Source organism: Streptomyces sp. SCUT-3 (assembly GCF_014083985.1).
Taxonomy (GTDB): domain Bacteria; phylum Actinomycetota; class Actinomycetes; order Streptomycetales; family Streptomycetaceae; genus Streptomyces_H; species Streptomyces_H thermolineatus.
In genome coordinates this window covers 2658677-2674329 of record NZ_CP046907.1, presented here as the reverse complement: position 1 = coordinate 2674329, position 15653 = coordinate 2658677, and the positions used below count along the sequence as shown (strand labels likewise).

Below are 15653 nucleotides of genomic sequence, written 5' to 3'. Positions count from 1 at the left end.
TCCCGGCCCCCTCCCGCGGGACGGCAGACTGTGGGCATGGCCATTCACGAGAACCTCCTCGGGGGACCGCCCCCGACCCACCTGCCCGACGACCCCGGACCGCGCGAACTGCTCGCCTCCGGCGCCGCCCCGGCCGAGGTCGCAGCCAAGTACCCCGCCTCCTCGCTCGCCTGGGCGCAGCTCGCCGACGACGCCTTCCAGGCCGGCCGCGTCGTCGAGTCCTACGCGTACGCCCGCACCGGCTACCACCGCGGACTCGACGCGCTGCGCCGCAACGGCTGGAAGGGCCACGGCCCCGTGCCGTTCGAGCACGAGCCCAACCGCGGCTTCCTGCGGGCCCTGCACGCCCTCGCCCGCGCCGCGCAGTCGATCGGCGAGCAGGAGGAGTACGAGCGCTGCAGCACCTTCCTGCGGGAGAGCTCGCAGACCGCGGCGGACACCCTCTCCTGACGGCCTCCTGCCGGGCCGGGGCGGCACCGCGCGCCCGGCCCGGCACCCCCGCCGGCCCGTCCCGGCTCCTGCGAGGGGTCAGCGGCCGCGGAGGACGCGGAGAGCGGGCGGGACGGGGCGGTTCACCGCGCCCGGACCTTCGGCAGGAGCGAGGCCGCGTAGACGCCCGAAAGCACGCACAGCGCCACGCGGACCCAGAAATCGGGCCGGCCGGTCTCGCCCTCCAGCACGGCCACCACGGTCATGGCGGTCAGGACGAGCGCACTCAGCCCCGATCCGACCAGCTCGCGGCGTGCCCGGCGAACAGCCCGCCCGGGGCCGTCGGTCAGGTGCATGGCGTAGACCTCCACCGGGCCGAACTCCTGCCGGGCGGAGCCGCCCGAGGCCGCCAGGTGCTCGCGGGCCTCGGCCACGTGCTGCTTGGCGGCCTGCACGGGGACGCCGTGCCGCCCGCGCAGCAGGGCGCCCAGGCGCCGCAGCCACTGCTCGTCGTCTCCGTCGCCGCCGCGCGGTGCGCCGAGGAGGCGCTCCAGGGCCGCCTCCGGCAGGAGCAGCGCCAGCGCGCCGAGCAGCACACCGCAGCCGACCGTCGTGAGCAGTGGGAAGCCGAGGGGGTCGGCCTCCCGGACCACGGGGAGGCGCGCCAGGGCGGCGGCCCCGGCCAGCGTCGTCACCGCGACGCCGAGGCTCCAGCCCCACGCGGCCCGCACCCGGCCGGCGGCCCGCAGCGCCGGGAACACGGCGAAGGTGACGGCCAGGAGCACGTACAGCGGTACGGCGAGGACGAGAGGGACCGCCCCCGGCCCCTCCTCCCGTCCGGTGAGGGAGTGCACGGCGGTCAGGACCGCGAAGACCGCGCCGGCGGCCACCAGGCCCTGCCGGAAGTGCGCGGCCGGGGTCCTGCCCTCCAGGTCGAGCACGCTCCGGTGGGTCTCGTCGATCCGCTCGGCGGCGACCAGGCCTGCATACTCCGCAGCGGGGCCGAAGAGTTCCTCCGCGGGCCGGCCCGCCTCCGCCACCGCCTCGGCGACCTCTTCCAGGAGCCGGTCCACGAGTCCCGGCGGCGGACTGTGCCGGTGCTTGAGCTCCGCGGCGAAGGCCTGCGCCCACGGATCGCCGATCCTGCGGGGCGCGGCGCCCGCGGCGGGGGTGCCGGTGTCGGCGCCGAAGGCGGTGTCGTTCATCGGTCGTTCTCCCGTTCGTGGAGCGTGTCGGTTCCGTGGGGTGCGCGGGGCCCGTCCACCGTCGTGCCGACCGCCGCGCTGAATGCGCGCCAGGCCCGGCGCTCCCGGAGCAGCCGCTCGCGGCCGGCCTCGGTCAGCCGGTAGTACTTCCGGCCCGGCCCGCCCTCTCCCGGGGCCCAGCGGACCTCGACGGCGCCGTCGTCGGCGAGCCGGGTCAGGGCGGGGTACAGGACGGCGCCCTTGACCGCGCCCAGGCCCGATTCCTCGATCTGCTGGAGGAGGGCGTAGCCGTAGCTCTCCCCGCGCTCCAGCGTGCTCAGAAGGCACAGCGGCAGGACCGCACGGAGCCATGCGGGACTGGGTGTCTCCATCCGCGGATCCCCTTCCTGATTCTGGAACGTTGACTAGTATGGAATCAAGAATAGTCCGAGAGGGGAAGTACATCGGGAAAACGAGGAGCCCTGTCCTGCTCGCCCGCCCAGTCGGGCGCGTCCTGTGGGGGTGCGGCACGGGGCCCTTGCCGTGCCTGCGGCCGGTGACGGATGATCGCGGCGCGGCCCACCCCGCCGGGCCGCCCGCCCGCAACCCCCGGCCCGTACAGTCCCCGACCCGTACAGTCCCCGACCCGTACAGTCCCCGACCCGTACAGTCCCCGGCCCGTACGGTCCGCCGTCCGCAGTCCGCCGTGAAGGAGTCGAGCCGCACCGTGCCCCGCACCCCCGCCGAGGAGGAGGCGTCCGCCTTCGCCCACCCGCCCGCGGCGCCGGACGCCACCGTCCGCTACGGCGACCACCCGGACCAGGTCGTGGACCTCTGGGCCCCCGGAGGACGGGCGGTGCCCGCCCCCGCGCCCCTGGTGGTGCTGGTGCACGGCGGTGCGTGGCGCGAGCCGTACGACCGCCTGCACGTCTCCCCGGTGGCGGCCTTCCTCGCGGGCCGCGGCCTCGCCGTCGCCTCGGTCGAGTACCGCAGGACGGACGGGGCGGATACGAAGGGCGGCTGGCCGCACACCCTCGACGACGTGGCGGCCGCCGTGGACGCGCTCCCGGGCCTCGTGGAGAAGGCGCTGCCGGGTGCGGCCGACACCGGCCGCACGGTGCTGGCCGGGCACTCGGCCGGCGGTCAGCTCGTCCTGTGGGCGGCGTCCCGGCACCGGCTGCCGGCCGGTTCCCGGTGGCACCGCGCCTCGCCGCCGCCGGGACTGCGCGGCGTCGTCGGCCTCGCCCCGATCGCCCACTTCGACTCGGCCGTGGCGCTGTCGGTGTGCAACGACGCGGTGACCGAGTTCCTCGGCGGCCCGGACCTCCTGCCAGGACGTCTGCCGCTGACCGACCCGGCCCGCGTCCTGCCCGCCGGGGTCCCGGTGACACTCGTCCACGGCCGCGACGACGTCGACGTGCCCCTGGCCGTCTCCGAGGCGTACGTCCGGGCCGCCGCGGCGGTGGGGGAGGAGCCCCGCCTCACCGTCCTGGAGGACACCGGGCACTTCCCGTTGATCGATCCGTCCGCCGACGCCTGCGCCACCGTCGCCGAGGAGATCGCCCGCCTCGCCCGTTGAGCCCGGAACCGGGGCCGGACCCCCGGGCCCGGAACCGGGGCCGCGGCCGGTACGCACGTACTCCGCAAGGACTACGGGTGCGGATCGTCTTCCGTGCTGACGTGCCGGGCCCGGCCGCTCCCTAGGGTGAATCCGTGACCGAGACGACGAACCGGCGGACCGAACTCCGCATCGCACAGGGGGCGTGGGCCGGCCTGAAACAGGACCTGTTCACCTCCGTCCTCGACTTCCGTCCCCTGCCGCCGCTGCGGCTGGACTCCGTGCCAATGGCCCGCAGCCTCCCCGGGGCGCTGCGGGACCGCCTGAAGTGGCTGCCGCACGCCGCCGTGGTGACCTTCGCCGGGCTGGTCCTGCTGGTCGACGTCCGGGAGGGCCCCGGAGGAGTGGCGGGCCTCTTCTACCTCCTGGGCCACTCCCTCGTGCTGTTCGCGGCCCTGCTGATGACGCTGTTCCGGCCGGTCACCGCCTGGTGGCTCTCGGGGCTGGCCGGTCTGACGGGGATGTTCGCCGGGGCCGGGATCGGTTCCTGGCCGTGGTCGGCGGCCGGGTTCGTCACGCACCTGGCGGTGATGGTCCTCGTCGCGATGCGCAGCCGGCCGCGGGTGGCCGTCGAGATGTGGGTGGTCACCCTGGTGGTGGGGAGCGCGGTCGACGTCCTGATCGGCTACGGCGGTTCCACGGCCGCCCCGATGGCCGTCTTCTCGGGAGTCGCGCTGCTCACCACCGTGACGGTGTGCGGCTGGTGGCGGACCAGGGAGCGGGTCGTCGTCCAGGAGACGATCACGGCGCAGGAGCGGTCGCGGCGCACCGTGCTGGAGGAGCGCGCCACCATAGCCCGCGAGCTGCACGACGTGGTCGCCCACCACATGTCGGTCATCGCCATCCAGGCCGAGGCCGCCCCGTACCGGGTGGAGGAGGCCCCGGCGGAGCTGGTGAAGAGCTTCGCAGTCATCCGGGAGAACGCGGTCGCGGCCCTGACCGAGCTGCGCAGGGTGCTCGGCGTGGTCCGCTCGGAGACCCCGCACCCCTTCGCCGACGAGGGCCCCGAGGCGCCGCAGCCGACCCTGGCCAACCTCGGCTCCCTGCTGGACAACGTGCGCGCCGCCGGACTGGACGTCGACTCGGTGGTGACCGGCAGCGTGCGGCCGCTGCCGCAGGGCGTGGAGCTGTCCGCCTACCGCATCGTGCAGGAGGCGCTGAGCAACGCCCTGCGTCACGCGCCGGGCGCCACCGCCGTCGTGGAGGTCTCGTACGTGCTGGGCGGGCTCGGCCTGCGGGTGGTCAACGGCCCGCCCTCGGAGGCGGCCCGGCCGTCCCCGGGAGCCGGGCACGGTGTGCTGGGCATGCAGGAGCGGGTGGCGATGCTGGGCGGGGAGATGAACGCGCAGCCGACCCCCGACGGCGGCTACGAGGTCGCGGTCTTCGTGCCCGTCGCCGCACCGGAGCCCTCCGCGGCCTCGGCGGCGTCGGCGTCCTCCGCTTCTTCCGAGGCTCCGACCGTGGCCGTGCCGGCCGTCACGGACGGACGGGGCGTCAACCTCTTCAAAGAGGGTTCGGCATGACGGTCCGTGTGCTGATCGTCGACGACCAGATGATGGTCCGCGAGGGGTTCTCCGTCCTCCTCAACGCCCAGCCGGACATCGAGGTCGTGGGCGAGGCGGAGGACGGGCGCCGGGCCGTGGCCCGGACGGCCGAGCTGCGCCCGGACGTGGTCCTGATGGACATCCGGATGCCCGAGCTCAACGGCCTGGAGGCGACCAGGGAGATCGTCGCCGCCGACGCGGATGCCAAGGTCCTGGTGCTGACCACCTTCGACCTGGACGAGTACGTCTACCAGGCGCTGCGGGCCGGGGCGAGCGGCTTCCTGCTCAAGGACTGCTCGGCCCGCCAGCTCGCCGACGGCATCCGCGTGGTGGCCGCGGGGGAGGCGCTGCTCGCCCCGACCGTCACCAAGCGCCTGATCACCGAGTTCTCCCGGATGGGCGCGCCGAGGCCGCCCGCCGTGGAGCGGCTGAGCGACCTGACCGAGAGGGAGACGGAGGTGCTGGCGCTGGTGGCCCAGGGGCTGTCCAACGCCGAGATCGCCGGGCACCTGGTGGTGGCCGACTCCACGGTGAAGACGCACGTCAGCCGGATCCTGGTGAAGCTGGGGCTGCGCGACCGCACCCAGGCCGCGGTCTTCGCCTACGAGGCGGGCGTGGTCACCCCGGGCCGCTGACGGCACCCGGGGGCGGAGCCGTCCGGCCGCCGGAACGCCCGACCCGCAGCCGCGGGCCGGGCGTTCCGGCTACGGGCGTTCCGGCTCCGGGCGCTCCGGCTACGGGCACCCCTGTCGTGGGCGTTCCGGCCGCGGGCCGGGCGTCCCGGCGGCCCGCGGGGTCACAGTTCCGGGACGTCCCGGTCCGACGGGTCCCGGTCCGCCCGGGTCCGCAGGGCGATGTCCTGGTGGAAGTCGCGGACGTGGCTCTCGGCGAGGTGGCCCGCCAGGTCGGCGTCCCCGGCGGCGACGGCCTCGTAGATGGCGTGGTGCTCGCTCCGCAGCCGGGAGGCGACCGGCTCCCACTCCGGCAGCCGGTGGAACGCGCCGAGCAGGGTGTGGCGCACCGCGTTGCGGACGGCGATCGTCATGTCGGCCATGAAGCGGTTGCCCCCGGCCTCGGCGAGCGCGACGTGGAAGTCGGTGTCGTGGTCGTTGAAGCTCTCGCGGGTGAGGCCCGCGGCGTCCATCTTCTCGAGGTGCTCGCGCATCCGGGCCAGGTCCTCCTCGCCGGCCCGCTCGGCAGCCAGGCGGGCGCTGGCGCGCTCCAGTGTGGCCCGAGCCTCGATGACGTCGGCGAGCGGGAAGTTGGCCAGCGCTATGTGCAGGCGCAGCAGCTGGGTGAGGCCGGCGCTGGGCATGGCCGCGATGACGCTTCCCGACGAGGGGCCGGTGCCGACCTTGGACCGCAGTACGCCCTGGGCCTCCAGGACGCGCAGCGCCTCGCGGATGGCGGCCCGGCTCACGCCGAGCAGCTCGACGAGTTCGCGTTCCGGGGGGAGCCGGTCGCCTACCTGGAGGTTGCCGGCGAGGATCTGCTCCTCGATCCGGGCCAGCACGAGTTCGAACGTGCGGGACCGCGGAACCGGCTCCCAGGCCGTCGCCTCAGCCATGGAAACCCCTTCGTCCGTGGTCGCTGCACCGTCCGCGTGGGGCGGATCCCCGTGCACAGTCGGCTCTGAGCATAGCCCGGGCCGCCCGGTCAATGGTCGGACCACATTAATTCTGTATGTCGAATCCCTGGACAGGGGTGCTTCGCGGCCCTAGTTTTGCCTCGCCCGTTCTATGGTCTGACCAAGTACCCAAGGTGGGGGTCGTATGTATCAGCCCGTTCTCGCGCCCGTCGCGGACAGCCTCGCGCTGTCCGCGCTCGTCGCGTGCCTGCCACTGCTCCTGTTCTTCGTGCTCCTCGGCGGGCTGCGGCTGAAGGCCCACTGGGCCGGCCTCGCGTCCCTCGCCCTGGCAGTGGTCGTGGCCGTCGCCGGCTACGGGATGCCGACCGGACTGGCGCTGCTGAGCGCGAGCCAGGGAGCGGTCTTCGGCCTCTTCCCGATCATGTGGATCGTCCTCACCGCGATCTGGGTCTACCGGCTCACGGTGGTCAGCGGCCGGTTCGAGGACCTGCGCCACGCCTTCGGCCTGATCAGCGACGACCCCCGCATCCAGGCGGTGATCATCGCGTTCTGCTTCGGCGGCCTGCTGGAGGCGCTCGCCGGCTTCGGCGCCCCGGTCGCGATCACCGGCGTCATGCTCGTGGCGCTGGGCTTCTCCCCGATGCGGGCGGCGGTCACCGTGCTGATCGCCAACACCGCCCCCGTCGCCTTCGGCGCCATCGCCACCCCGATCATCACCGCGGGCAGCCTCACCGGCATCCCCTACGAGGAGATCGGCGCCTACGTGGGACGCCAGACCTCGCTGCTCGCGGTGTTCGTGCCGCTGCTGCTGGTGGCGCTCGTCGACGGCCGGCGCGGGATGCGCCAGACCTGGCCGGCGGCCCTGACGGCCGGCACCGCCTTCGGCCTCGCCCAGTTCGCCGCCTCCAACTACGTCTCCGTGGAACTGACCGACATCATCGCCTCCCTCGCCGGCCTCCTCGCGGTCGTGCTCCTCCTGCGCGTGTGGCGGCCCGCGGGCGGCGAGCAGGCCCGCGCCGACCTGCTCCGCGGGGACGTCCCCGCCCCGGCGGACGGGGCCGCGCGATCCGTCGGCCCGGCCCGCATCCTGATGGCGTTCCTGCCCTACCTGGTGGTGATCGCGGTCTTCTCCGCCGCGAAGCTGTGGACGCCGCTCAAGGAGTTCCTCGCCTCCACCGACGTCAAGGCCGGCTGGCCCGGGCTCGACGGGAAGGTGCTCAACGCCGCGGGCGAGGCCGTGACCAGCACCGTGTACACCTTCCCGTGGCTCTCCTCCCCCGGCACCCTGCTCCTGCTGTCCGGCCTGCTCGTCGCCGCCGTCCACCGCATCGCCCCCGGCACCGTCGTGCGGGAGTTCGCCTCCACGGTCGTCAAGCTCCGCCTGTCCCTGCTCACCGTCGCCTCGGTCCTCGCCCTCGCCTACGTGATGAACATGTCCGGCCAGACCATCACCATCGGCACCTGGATCGCCGGGGCCGGCACCGCCTTCGCGTTCTTCTCCCCGGTCCTGGGCTGGCTCGGCACCGCGGTCACCGGCTCGGACACCTCGGCCAACGCCCTGTTCGCCACCCTCCAGCAGACCACCGGCGACAAGGCCGGCCTCGACCCGACCCTGCTCGTCGCCGCCAACACCTCCGGCGGCGTCGTCGGCAAGCTGATCAGCCCGCAGAACCTCACCATCGCCGCGACCGCCGTCGGCCTCGACGGCCGCGAGTCGGAGCTGCTGCGGGGCACCATCAGGTGGAGCCTGCTCTTCCTGCTGGCGCTGTGCCTGCTCGTCTTCCTGCAGTCCAACGTCCTCGGCGGGATGCTCCCGTAAGGGACGCACCCGCCGGTCAGCCGCACCAACCGTCGGAGAGGTCATGCGCGCCGCGCTGTTCATCACCTGCGTCAACGACGCACTCCACCCGCGCACAGGACGGGCGACCGTGTCCCTGCTGCGGCGCCTCGGCGTCGAGGTGGACTTCCCGGCCGCGCAGACCTGCTGCGGCCAGCCCCAGTACAACACCGGCTACCGCCGCGAGAGCGAACCGCTGCTGCGCCGCACGGCCGCCGCCTTCGAGGGGTACGACTACGTCGTCACCCCCTCGGGGTCGTGCGCCGCCATGGTGCGCGACAACTACCCGAGGATCGGGGAGAAGGCCGAGGCCGAGGGGCGCGGCGGCGCCCTGGCCGAGGCCGCCCGGTCCCTCGCGCCGCGCACCTTCGAGCTCACCGAGTTCCTCGTCGACGTCCTCGGCGTCACCGACGTCGGCGCGTACTTCCCGCACACCGTCACCTACCACCCCTCCTGCCACGGGCTGCGGATGCTCGGCCTGGGGGAGCGGCCGCGCCGCCTGCTGGAGGCAGTGCGGGGACTGGAACTGCGCGAACTGCCCGGCGCCGAGGAGTGCTGCGGCTTCGGCGGCACCTTCGCCGTGAAGAACCCCGCCGTCTCCGCGGCCATGGGTGCCGACAAGATCGCCAACGCGCGCAGCACCGGCGCCGACTTCCTGTGCGGCGCCGACAACTCCTGCCTGATGCACCTGGGCGCCACCCTGAGCAGGCAGGGCGGCCCCCTGCGGACCGTCCACATCGCCGAGATCCTGGCCAGTACCGAAGACGAACCGTGGAGCCACGCATGAGCGGCACGTACCTGGGCATGCCGGCCTTCCCCGAGGCCGCGAAGAAGTCCGTCGACGACCGGACGCTGCGCGCCAACCTCCGGCACGCCACCCACACCATCCGCGACCGCCGCGCCGAGGCCGTCGCCGAACTGGCGGACTGGGCGCAGCTGCGCGAGGCCGGGGCGCGGATCAAGGAGCACACGCTGCGCCGGCTCGACCACTACCTGGTGCAGCTGGAGCAGGCCGTCACCGACGCCGGCGGCACCGTCCACTGGGCGGCGGACGCCGACGAGGCCAACCGCATCGTCACCGGCCTGGTCAAGGCCACCGGGGAGACCGAGGTCGTCAAGGTCAAGTCCATGGCCACCCAGGAGATCGGCCTCAACGAGGCCCTGGAGGCCGAGGGCATCGCCGCCTACGAGACCGACCTGGCCGAACTGATCGTCCAGCTCGGGCAGGACCGCCCCTCGCACATCCTTGTCCCCGCCATCCACCGCAACCGCTCCGAGATCCGGGACATCTTCGCCGGGCAGATGGGCCGCTGGGGCCGCCCCGCCCCCGAGGGCCTGACCGACGAGCCGGCCGACCTCGCCGAGGCCGCCCGCCTCCACCTGCGGGAGAAGTTCCTGCGGGCGAAGGTCGGCATCTCCGGCGCCAACTTCATGGTCGCCGAGACCGGCACCCTGGTCGTCGTCGAGTCCGAGGGCAACGGCCGCATGTGCCTGACCCTGCCCGAGACCCTCGTCTCCGTCGTCGGCATCGAGAAGGTCGTCCCCACCTGGCAGGACCTGGAGGTCTTCCTGCAGACCCTGCCCCGCTCCTCCACCGCGGAGCGGATGAACCCCTACACCTCCACCTGGACCGGCACCACCGACGCCGACGGCCCGAAGACCTTCCACCTGGTCCTGCTCGACAACGGCCGCACCGACACCCTGGCCGACACCGTCGGCAGGCAGGCGCTGCGCTGCATCCGCTGCTCGGCCTGCCTGAACGTCTGCCCCGTCTACGAGCGCGCCGGCGGCCACGCCTACGGCTCCGTCTACCCCGGCCCGATCGGCGCCATCCTCAACCCCCAATTGCACGGCACCGGCAGCGAGGTGGACGCCTCCCTGCCCTACGCCTCCTCCCTCTGCGGGGCCTGCTACGACGTCTGCCCGGTCGCCATCGACATCCCCGAGGTCCTCGTCCACCTGCGCGAACGCGTCGCCGAGACCGGCAAGGGACACCGCGCGGAACGCGCGGCGATCAACGCCGCCGGCTGGGTCCTGGACCACCCGGCCGCGCTCACCGCCGCCCTGCGCGCCGCCTCCCTCACCCGCAAACTGCACCCCAAGCGCCTGCCGGGCCCGGGCCGCGCCTGGACCGACAGCCGCGACCTGCCCGAGGTGCCCGCCGAATCCTTCCGCGACTGGTGGAAGAAGAACAACCCCGGCGGCACCGCGGCCCCCGCCGCCCCTGCCGCTCCCGCCGCCCCCACGGCCCCCGCCGCCCCTCCGTCCGCGAACCCCGGCTCCCCCGAGGAGGGCCCCCGATGAGCCCCGCCACCCCCGCAGGCGCGACCGGCCCCGCCGCACCCGGCACTGGCGCCCCCGGCCGCTCCACCGGTGCCGCCGCCTCCAGCGCCTCCGCCTCCGGCACCGCCGCCCGCGACCGCATCCTGGCCCGGGTGCGGGCCGCGCTCTCCGACGTCCCCGCCGAGGAGCGCGAGAACCCCGCCCCCATTGACCGCGACTACCTGCGCGCCCACGTCCCCGACGACCCGGAGGCCGTCGCCGGCCTGCTCGCCGAGAACCTCGCCGACTACCGGGCCCGCGTCCACCGCACCACCGCCGCCGGCCTGCCCGCGCTGATCGCCCGCCTCCTGGCCGACCGGGGAGCCCGCACCGTCGTCGTCCCGCCCGGCCTGCCCGACGGCTGGCTCGCCGCAGCCGACGTCACACAGCTGCGGGACGACGGCACCCTCACCCCGGCCCGCCTGGACGCCGTCGACAGCGTCGTCACCGGCTGCGCGCTGGCCGTCGCCGAGACCGGCACCATCGTCCTGGACGCCGGCCCCGGCCAGGGCCGCCGCCTGCTCACCCTCGTGCCCGACCACCACGTCTGCGTGGTCCGGGTGCCCGGCCAGGTCGTCGCCTCCGTCCCGCAGGCACTGCCCCGGCTCGACCCGCGCCGCCCGCTGACCTGGATCTCCGGCCCCTCGGCCACCAGCGACATCGAGCTGAACCGGGTCGAGGGCGTCCACGGCCCCCGCACCCTCGACGCCGTCCTCGTCACGGACTGACCCGCCCGCCGCCCCGCCCGGCCGGGCCCGGTCCGACCCGGCTGTGCCGGGGCGCGGGACTCGTCCCCGGGCATCCACAGCACAGGACCCCTCATTCGGGTGATCTTTGCTCAGGGCGCTCAGCCTTCGTAGTTCAGTATGCGAGCGTACTAGTATGTGTGCATACTGCGAGGGGGCTTGTTGTGCCCTGGCATCTGGGGCTGCGCTGCACAACCTCAAAGAGCTGAGACCGGGGTCCTGCGGAAACAGCGAGATCCGGATTCTCTTCGCCTTCGACCCTCAGCGCAGCGCGGTTCTTCTCGTGGCGGGGGACAAGGCGGGACAGTGGACGGAGTGGTACCGCCGGGCGATTCCCCTGGCGGAGACGCGCTACGGCGAATGGCTGGACCATCTGGCGCAGAGGCAGAAGGGAACGAGGAAATGACGACCTTTCACTCCTGGGACGAGGCCAAGCACGAGATCTTCGACTCGGAGGACCTCGACGACATCCGGGCCGGAGCCCGGCGCATGGTGGCCGAGGCCAGAGCCCACCGCCTCGCCGAGATGCGCAAGCAGCTCGGCCTCACACAGAGTGACGTGGCCGCGCGCATGCAGGTGAGGCAGGAGCGGGTGTCGGCAATCGAACGCGGCAGGACGACGACGGCGGAGGTCGGGACGATCGCCGCGTACATCGCCGCGCTGGGGGGGACGTTGGAGATCGTTGCCGATTTCGGCGGCGTGCGCGTGGTCGTGGCCTGACGCCCCTGGGGGCACGGTGTCCACGGCCCCCGCACCCTCGACGCCGTCCTCGTCACGGACTGACCCGCCCGCCGCCCCGCCCGGCCGGGCCTCCTCCGAAGGTGTGTATACGCTAGCGTTGGTACATGTCGATGAAGAGGACGAACGTCTACGCCGACCCCGAGGACCTCGCTCTCATCAAGGAGGCCGCCCGGCGCCGGGGAGTCCCCGAGGCGGAGATAATCCGTGAGGGCATCCACCTGGCGGCCATGGCGAACCGGGTTTGGGACGACCCCCTGGAATGGCCGGTGTTCGAGGGGACCGGTGAGGTGGCGGACAGCGAGCAGGTCACCGAGGCGGTCGTCCGCGGAGCGGCTGTCCGGTGATCCTGATCGCCGACACGTCGGGCATCATCGCTGCTTCCGAACGGGGGGCGGCCGAGGGCGCGGCCTGCCGGGCCCTGCTCGGTGAAGCGGGCACGGTCGTCGTCTCCCCGCTGGTGCTCGCAGAGGTCGATCACATGGCGAAGGCCCGGTTCGGGTCTGCCGCCCGGAGCACGATCATCGCCTTCATCCTGGCCCAGGCCCGCCGCTCGCGCTTTCACCTCCCGCAGATCACCGACGAGATCCTCGCCGCGGCGTGTTCCGTGCAACAGCGTTACTCCGGCCTGGACCTGGACCTCGCCGACGGCGTGAATGTGGTGTTGGCGGCCGAATACCGCACGGACGCGGTGCTCTCCCTCGACCGCCGGGATTTCCGCGCGATGCGTCCCCTGACCTCCCACAAGAGCTTCCGGCTTCTTCCCGACGACCTGTAGGCCCCGGGACCCGGGGACTCCTCGGTCGGACGGGCACGGATACGGGTGCAGCTGTGGCGGGCCCGTCGCGGTGTGAAGCCGGACGGACGAGCGAACCGGCCCCCGGAGTCCCCGGTCGTGGTGATGCCGGCGGTTCCACGGCCCCGTACCCGCCGGCCCGCCCGGGCCGAGGGTCCGCGCGGCCCGTGCTCAGCTCGTCGAAGAACCCGGGGCGGGGACGGTGTCGGCGAGGCGGTCGGGGGCGGCCTGGCGCCAGGAGTCCACGAGGATGTCGCGGAGCTCGTCCAGGTCCTCCAGGGCGGCGAGCCGCACCCGCACCCACGCCGAGGAGGCCTCGTGCGGGGGCACCCAGAACTTCTCCGGCTCGGCCGCGATCAGCTCCTCCCGCTCGTGCCTGGGACAGCGCACGGCGAACGACGTCTCGTCGTCGGGGACCGTGACGAACATCCTCCCGGCGACCCGGAAGGTGGGCATGCTCCACGCCTCCTTCTCCACCGTCTCCGGGAGGGAGAGCGCGATACGACGGACGTCGTCGGCACCGATCATGGGCCCACGCTAGCCCCGACCCCTGACACCGGTCCCTGACACCGGTCCCTGACACCGGTCCCCGGGACGGGCGAACGGCGGGCCGGGAGCGGGGGACGGACGGGCCCGCCGCGCGCCCGGCCGGGTCAGACGGCGGAGCGCAGGGCGTCGGCGAGAGGGCCCTCGCCGTGGACGGCGGCGGGGGACGGGAGCGCGTCGCCGGTGGCCAGGGCGACGGCGGACGCGGTGTCCAGGAGCAGCCGGGCGTCGGGCTTCGCACCGTCGTCGGGGACGAGGGCGGCGGCGCCGGTGACGGCGCCCCCGCCGGCGCTGTCGCCGGCGGCGCCGAGGCGGATGCGGAACGCGCCCTCGTCCAGGGCGACTTCGAGCAGCCCCGACGCGCCGCCGGCCAGCTCCTCCAGGCGGTGCATCAGGGGCAGGGCGAACCAGTGGCCGCGCAGTGCGTCGGTGGGGCGGCGTTCGCCGAGTGCGGCCGCGCCCCAGCGGGCGAGGGCTGCCAGGGCGGGGGCGATCTCCCGTCCCCGGTCGGTGAGTTCGTAGACGTACGCGGCGCCGGGCGGGGCGAGCCTGCGGCGTTCGACGATGCCGTCGCGCTCCATCTCCTTCAGCCGGGAGGCGAGCACGTCGGTGCTGACCCCGGGCAGGTCGGCGTGCAGGTCGGTGTAGCGGCGGGGACCGGTGAGCAGTTCCCGGACCACCAGCAGGGTCCAGCGCTCCCCGAGGGCGTCGAGGGCCCGGGAGACGGCGCAGTACTGGGCGTAGCTTCGGCGCGGCATACCGTAAGTCCAGCACATCAGGTTGGACTTTCCAAGTGGAGACTTGGTACAACCAAGTGCATCCACCAGGGGAGGCCGTCCATGGAGTTCAAGCAGTCGAGCAAGCTCGCCGGGGTCTGCTACGAGATCCGGGGCCCGGTGATCGAGCACGCCGACGCGCTCGAGGAGGCCGGGCACAGCGTGCTGCGGCTGAACACCGGGAATCCCGCGCTGTTCGGCTTCGAGGCCCCGGAGGAGCTGGTCCAGGACATCATCCGCAACCTGTCGACCGCCCACGGCTACAGCGAGTCCCGCGGCATCCTGCCCGCCCGCCGCGCCGTGGTGCAGAGCTACGAGCGGCGCGGCGTGCACAAGGTGGACGTCGACGACGTGTACCTGGGCAACGGCGCCTCCGAGCTGATCTCGATGGCGGTGACCGCACTGGTCGACGACGGCGACGAACTGCTGATCCCCGCACCCGACTTCCCGCTGTGGACGGCGGCCACCACCCTGGCCGGCGGCACCCCCGTGCACTACCACTGCGACGAGTCCGCCGACTGGTACCCCGACCTGGACGAGATGGCGGGGAAGATCACCGACCGCACCCGGGCGATCGTGGTGATCAACCCGAACAACCCCACCGGCGCCGTCTACCCGAAGGAGATCCTCGAGGGCATCCTCGACCTGGCGCGCCGCCACGACCTGATGGTCCTCGCCGACGAGATCTACGACCGGATCCTGTACGACGGCGCCGTCCACCACCCCATGGCCTCGCTGGCGGACGACGTGCTGGTGCTCACCTTCAGCGGCCTGTCGAAGTCCTACCGGGTGGCCGGCTACCGCTCCGGCTGGATGGTGGTCTCCGGGCCCAAGGAGCGGGCCCGCAACTACCTGGAGGGCTTCAACACCCTTGCAGGGATGCGGCTGTGCCCCAACGTGCCCGCGCAGTACGCGGTGCAGGCGGCCCTCGGGGGCCGGCAGAGCATCGAGGACCTGGTCCTGCCCGGCGGCCGCCTGCACGAGCAGCGGGACACGGCGTGGAAGCTGCTCAACGAGATCCCGGGCGTGAGCTGCGTGAAGCCGAAGGGCGCGCTGTACGCGTTCCCGCGCCTGGACCCGGCGGTGCACCGCATCCACGACGACGAGAAGTTCGTGCTGGACCTGCTCCTCCAGGAGAAGATCCAGGTCGTGCAGGGCACCGGCTTCAACTGGCACCGGCCGGACCACTTCCGCATCCTCACCCTGCCCCGCGCCGACGACCTGGAGGCGGCGATCCACCGGATCGGCCGCTTCCTGGCCGGCTACCGCCAGTAATCCGCACCCCGCGCGCCCCGCGCCCCCCCCGCACCCCGCGCGCCCCCGTACCCGCACGTCCCACCGTTCCGGTGGGACGTGCCACGGACCCCGTCCGGCAGCCCCGTGATCCCTGTGCACGGCACGCAGCCGGACGGAGACGGGCGGCCGTCCGTGCAAGACCCGACCACCTGACAAAAACCCTCACCGGTCCGGTCTCCCGCACGGACGGCCGCCGACGGCCCGCGCCGCCCGGCCCGCCCGCCTCACCCCGC

General features: G+C 73.7%; 17 protein-coding genes and 1 pseudogene. 13 read left to right on the top strand and 5 right to left on the bottom strand.

Translation table 11 applies throughout. The annotated features are described in order from the left end of the window. The first annotated feature begins 36 nt into the window (after positions 1-36). On the top strand, positions 37-450 hold the full coding sequence (locus GQS52_RS11795; RefSeq protein WP_182313369.1) for a DUF3151 domain-containing protein: 414 nt from the start codon (positions 37-39) through the stop codon (positions 448-450). 122 nt (positions 451-572) lie between these two features. Here the strand turns inward: GQS52_RS11795 and GQS52_RS11790 are convergent, their stop codons facing one another. Both GQS52_RS11790 and GQS52_RS11785 read right to left on the bottom strand, forming a co-directional pair. Further along, positions 573-1634, bottom strand: coding sequence for a hypothetical protein (locus GQS52_RS11790; RefSeq protein WP_182313367.1), 1062 nt, complete (start codon positions 1632-1634; stop codon positions 573-575). Then, entirely contained in the window at positions 1631-2005 is a 375-nt protein-coding gene (locus GQS52_RS11785; protein WP_182313365.1) for a PadR family transcriptional regulator, read from the bottom strand. The genes GQS52_RS11790 and GQS52_RS11785 overlap by 4 nt, the downstream gene beginning before the upstream one ends. Positions 2006-2319: 314 nt before the next feature. Here GQS52_RS11785 and GQS52_RS11780 point away from each other — a divergent pair, with 314 nt between their 5' ends. The 3 genes from GQS52_RS11780 (at position 2320) to GQS52_RS11770 (ending at position 5410) form a co-directional block, all read left to right on the top strand. Further along, positions 2320-3192, top strand: a complete 873-nt coding sequence (locus GQS52_RS11780) for an alpha/beta hydrolase (protein ID WP_259370718.1) — start codon at positions 2320-2322, stop codon at positions 3190-3192. 134 nt (positions 3193-3326) lie between these two features. Next, entirely contained in the window at positions 3327-4754 is a 1428-nt protein-coding gene (locus tag GQS52_RS11775; RefSeq protein ID WP_259370717.1) for a histidine kinase, read from the top strand. After that, positions 4751-5410 (top strand): response regulator transcription factor, encoded by a 660-nt coding sequence (locus GQS52_RS11770; protein WP_182313361.1) that lies wholly within the window; start codon positions 4751-4753, stop codon positions 5408-5410. The genes GQS52_RS11775 and GQS52_RS11770 overlap by 4 nt, the downstream gene beginning before the upstream one ends. A gap of 161 nt (positions 5411-5571) precedes the next feature. Here the strand turns inward: GQS52_RS11770 and GQS52_RS11765 are convergent, their stop codons facing one another. Next, positions 5572-6342 carry a FadR/GntR family transcriptional regulator gene (locus tag GQS52_RS11765; RefSeq protein ID WP_182313359.1) on the bottom strand — a complete coding sequence of 257 codons (771 nt, stop codon included), beginning with the start codon at positions 6340-6342 and terminating at the stop codon, positions 5572-5574. Between the two features lie 205 nt (positions 6343-6547). Between GQS52_RS11765 and GQS52_RS11760 the strand changes: the two genes are divergently transcribed. The 8 genes and pseudogenes from GQS52_RS11760 to GQS52_RS11725 all read left to right on the top strand — a co-directional run bounded on the left by GQS52_RS11760 (position 6548) and on the right by GQS52_RS11725 (position 12784). Then, positions 6548-8182: an L-lactate permease gene (locus GQS52_RS11760; protein WP_182313357.1), complete on the top strand. Its 1635-nt coding sequence runs from the start codon at positions 6548-6550 to the stop codon at positions 8180-8182. A gap of 43 nt (positions 8183-8225) precedes the next feature. Further along, positions 8226-8987: a (Fe-S)-binding protein gene (locus GQS52_RS11755; RefSeq protein WP_182313355.1), complete on the top strand. Its 762-nt coding sequence runs from the start codon at positions 8226-8228 to the stop codon at positions 8985-8987. Beyond that, positions 8984-10504 (top strand): LutB/LldF family L-lactate oxidation iron-sulfur protein, encoded by a 1521-nt coding sequence (locus GQS52_RS11750; protein WP_182313354.1) that lies wholly within the window; start codon positions 8984-8986, stop codon positions 10502-10504. Before GQS52_RS11755 ends, GQS52_RS11750 begins: the two co-directional genes overlap by 4 nt. Then, entirely contained in the window at positions 10501-11250 is a 750-nt protein-coding gene (locus GQS52_RS11745) for an LUD domain-containing protein (RefSeq protein ID WP_182313353.1), read from the top strand. Before GQS52_RS11750 ends, GQS52_RS11745 begins: the two co-directional genes overlap by 4 nt. A gap of 196 nt (positions 11251-11446) precedes the next feature. Further along, a pseudogene (locus GQS52_RS11740) lies at positions 11447-11674 on the top strand (type II toxin-antitoxin system RelE/ParE family toxin); the annotation flags it as partial. Then, positions 11671-11988 carry an XRE family transcriptional regulator gene (locus GQS52_RS11735; RefSeq protein ID WP_182313351.1) on the top strand — a complete coding sequence of 106 codons (318 nt, stop codon included), beginning with the start codon at positions 11671-11673 and terminating at the stop codon, positions 11986-11988. The pseudogene GQS52_RS11740 and the gene GQS52_RS11735, both read left to right, overlap by 4 nt. 125 nt (positions 11989-12113) lie before the next feature. Next, complete coding sequence (locus tag GQS52_RS11730; RefSeq protein WP_182313350.1) at positions 12114-12353, top strand: CopG family transcriptional regulator; 240 nt, start codon at positions 12114-12116, stop codon at positions 12351-12353. Continuing rightward, positions 12350-12784: a PIN domain-containing protein gene (locus GQS52_RS11725; RefSeq protein ID WP_182313349.1), complete on the top strand. Its 435-nt coding sequence runs from the start codon at positions 12350-12352 to the stop codon at positions 12782-12784. Before GQS52_RS11730 ends, GQS52_RS11725 begins: the two co-directional genes overlap by 4 nt. A 189-nt stretch (positions 12785-12973) precedes the next feature. On the opposite strand, the gene GQS52_RS11720 is transcribed toward GQS52_RS11725, so the two are convergent. Together GQS52_RS11720 and GQS52_RS11715 are read right to left on the bottom strand one after the other, a co-directional pair. Then, positions 12974-13330, bottom strand: a complete 357-nt coding sequence (locus GQS52_RS11720; protein WP_182313340.1) for an MmcQ/YjbR family DNA-binding protein — start codon at positions 13328-13330, stop codon at positions 12974-12976. 125 nt (positions 13331-13455) lie between these two features. Beyond that, positions 13456-14106: a helix-turn-helix domain-containing protein gene (locus GQS52_RS11715; RefSeq protein WP_182313339.1), complete on the bottom strand. Its 651-nt coding sequence runs from the start codon at positions 14104-14106 to the stop codon at positions 13456-13458. A gap of 81 nt (positions 14107-14187) precedes the next feature. Here GQS52_RS11715 and GQS52_RS11710 point away from each other — a divergent pair, with 81 nt between their 5' ends. Then, entirely contained in the window at positions 14188-15399 is a 1212-nt protein-coding gene (locus GQS52_RS11710; protein ID WP_182313338.1) for a pyridoxal phosphate-dependent aminotransferase, read from the top strand. The last annotated feature ends 254 nt before the right edge of the window (positions 15400-15653 follow it).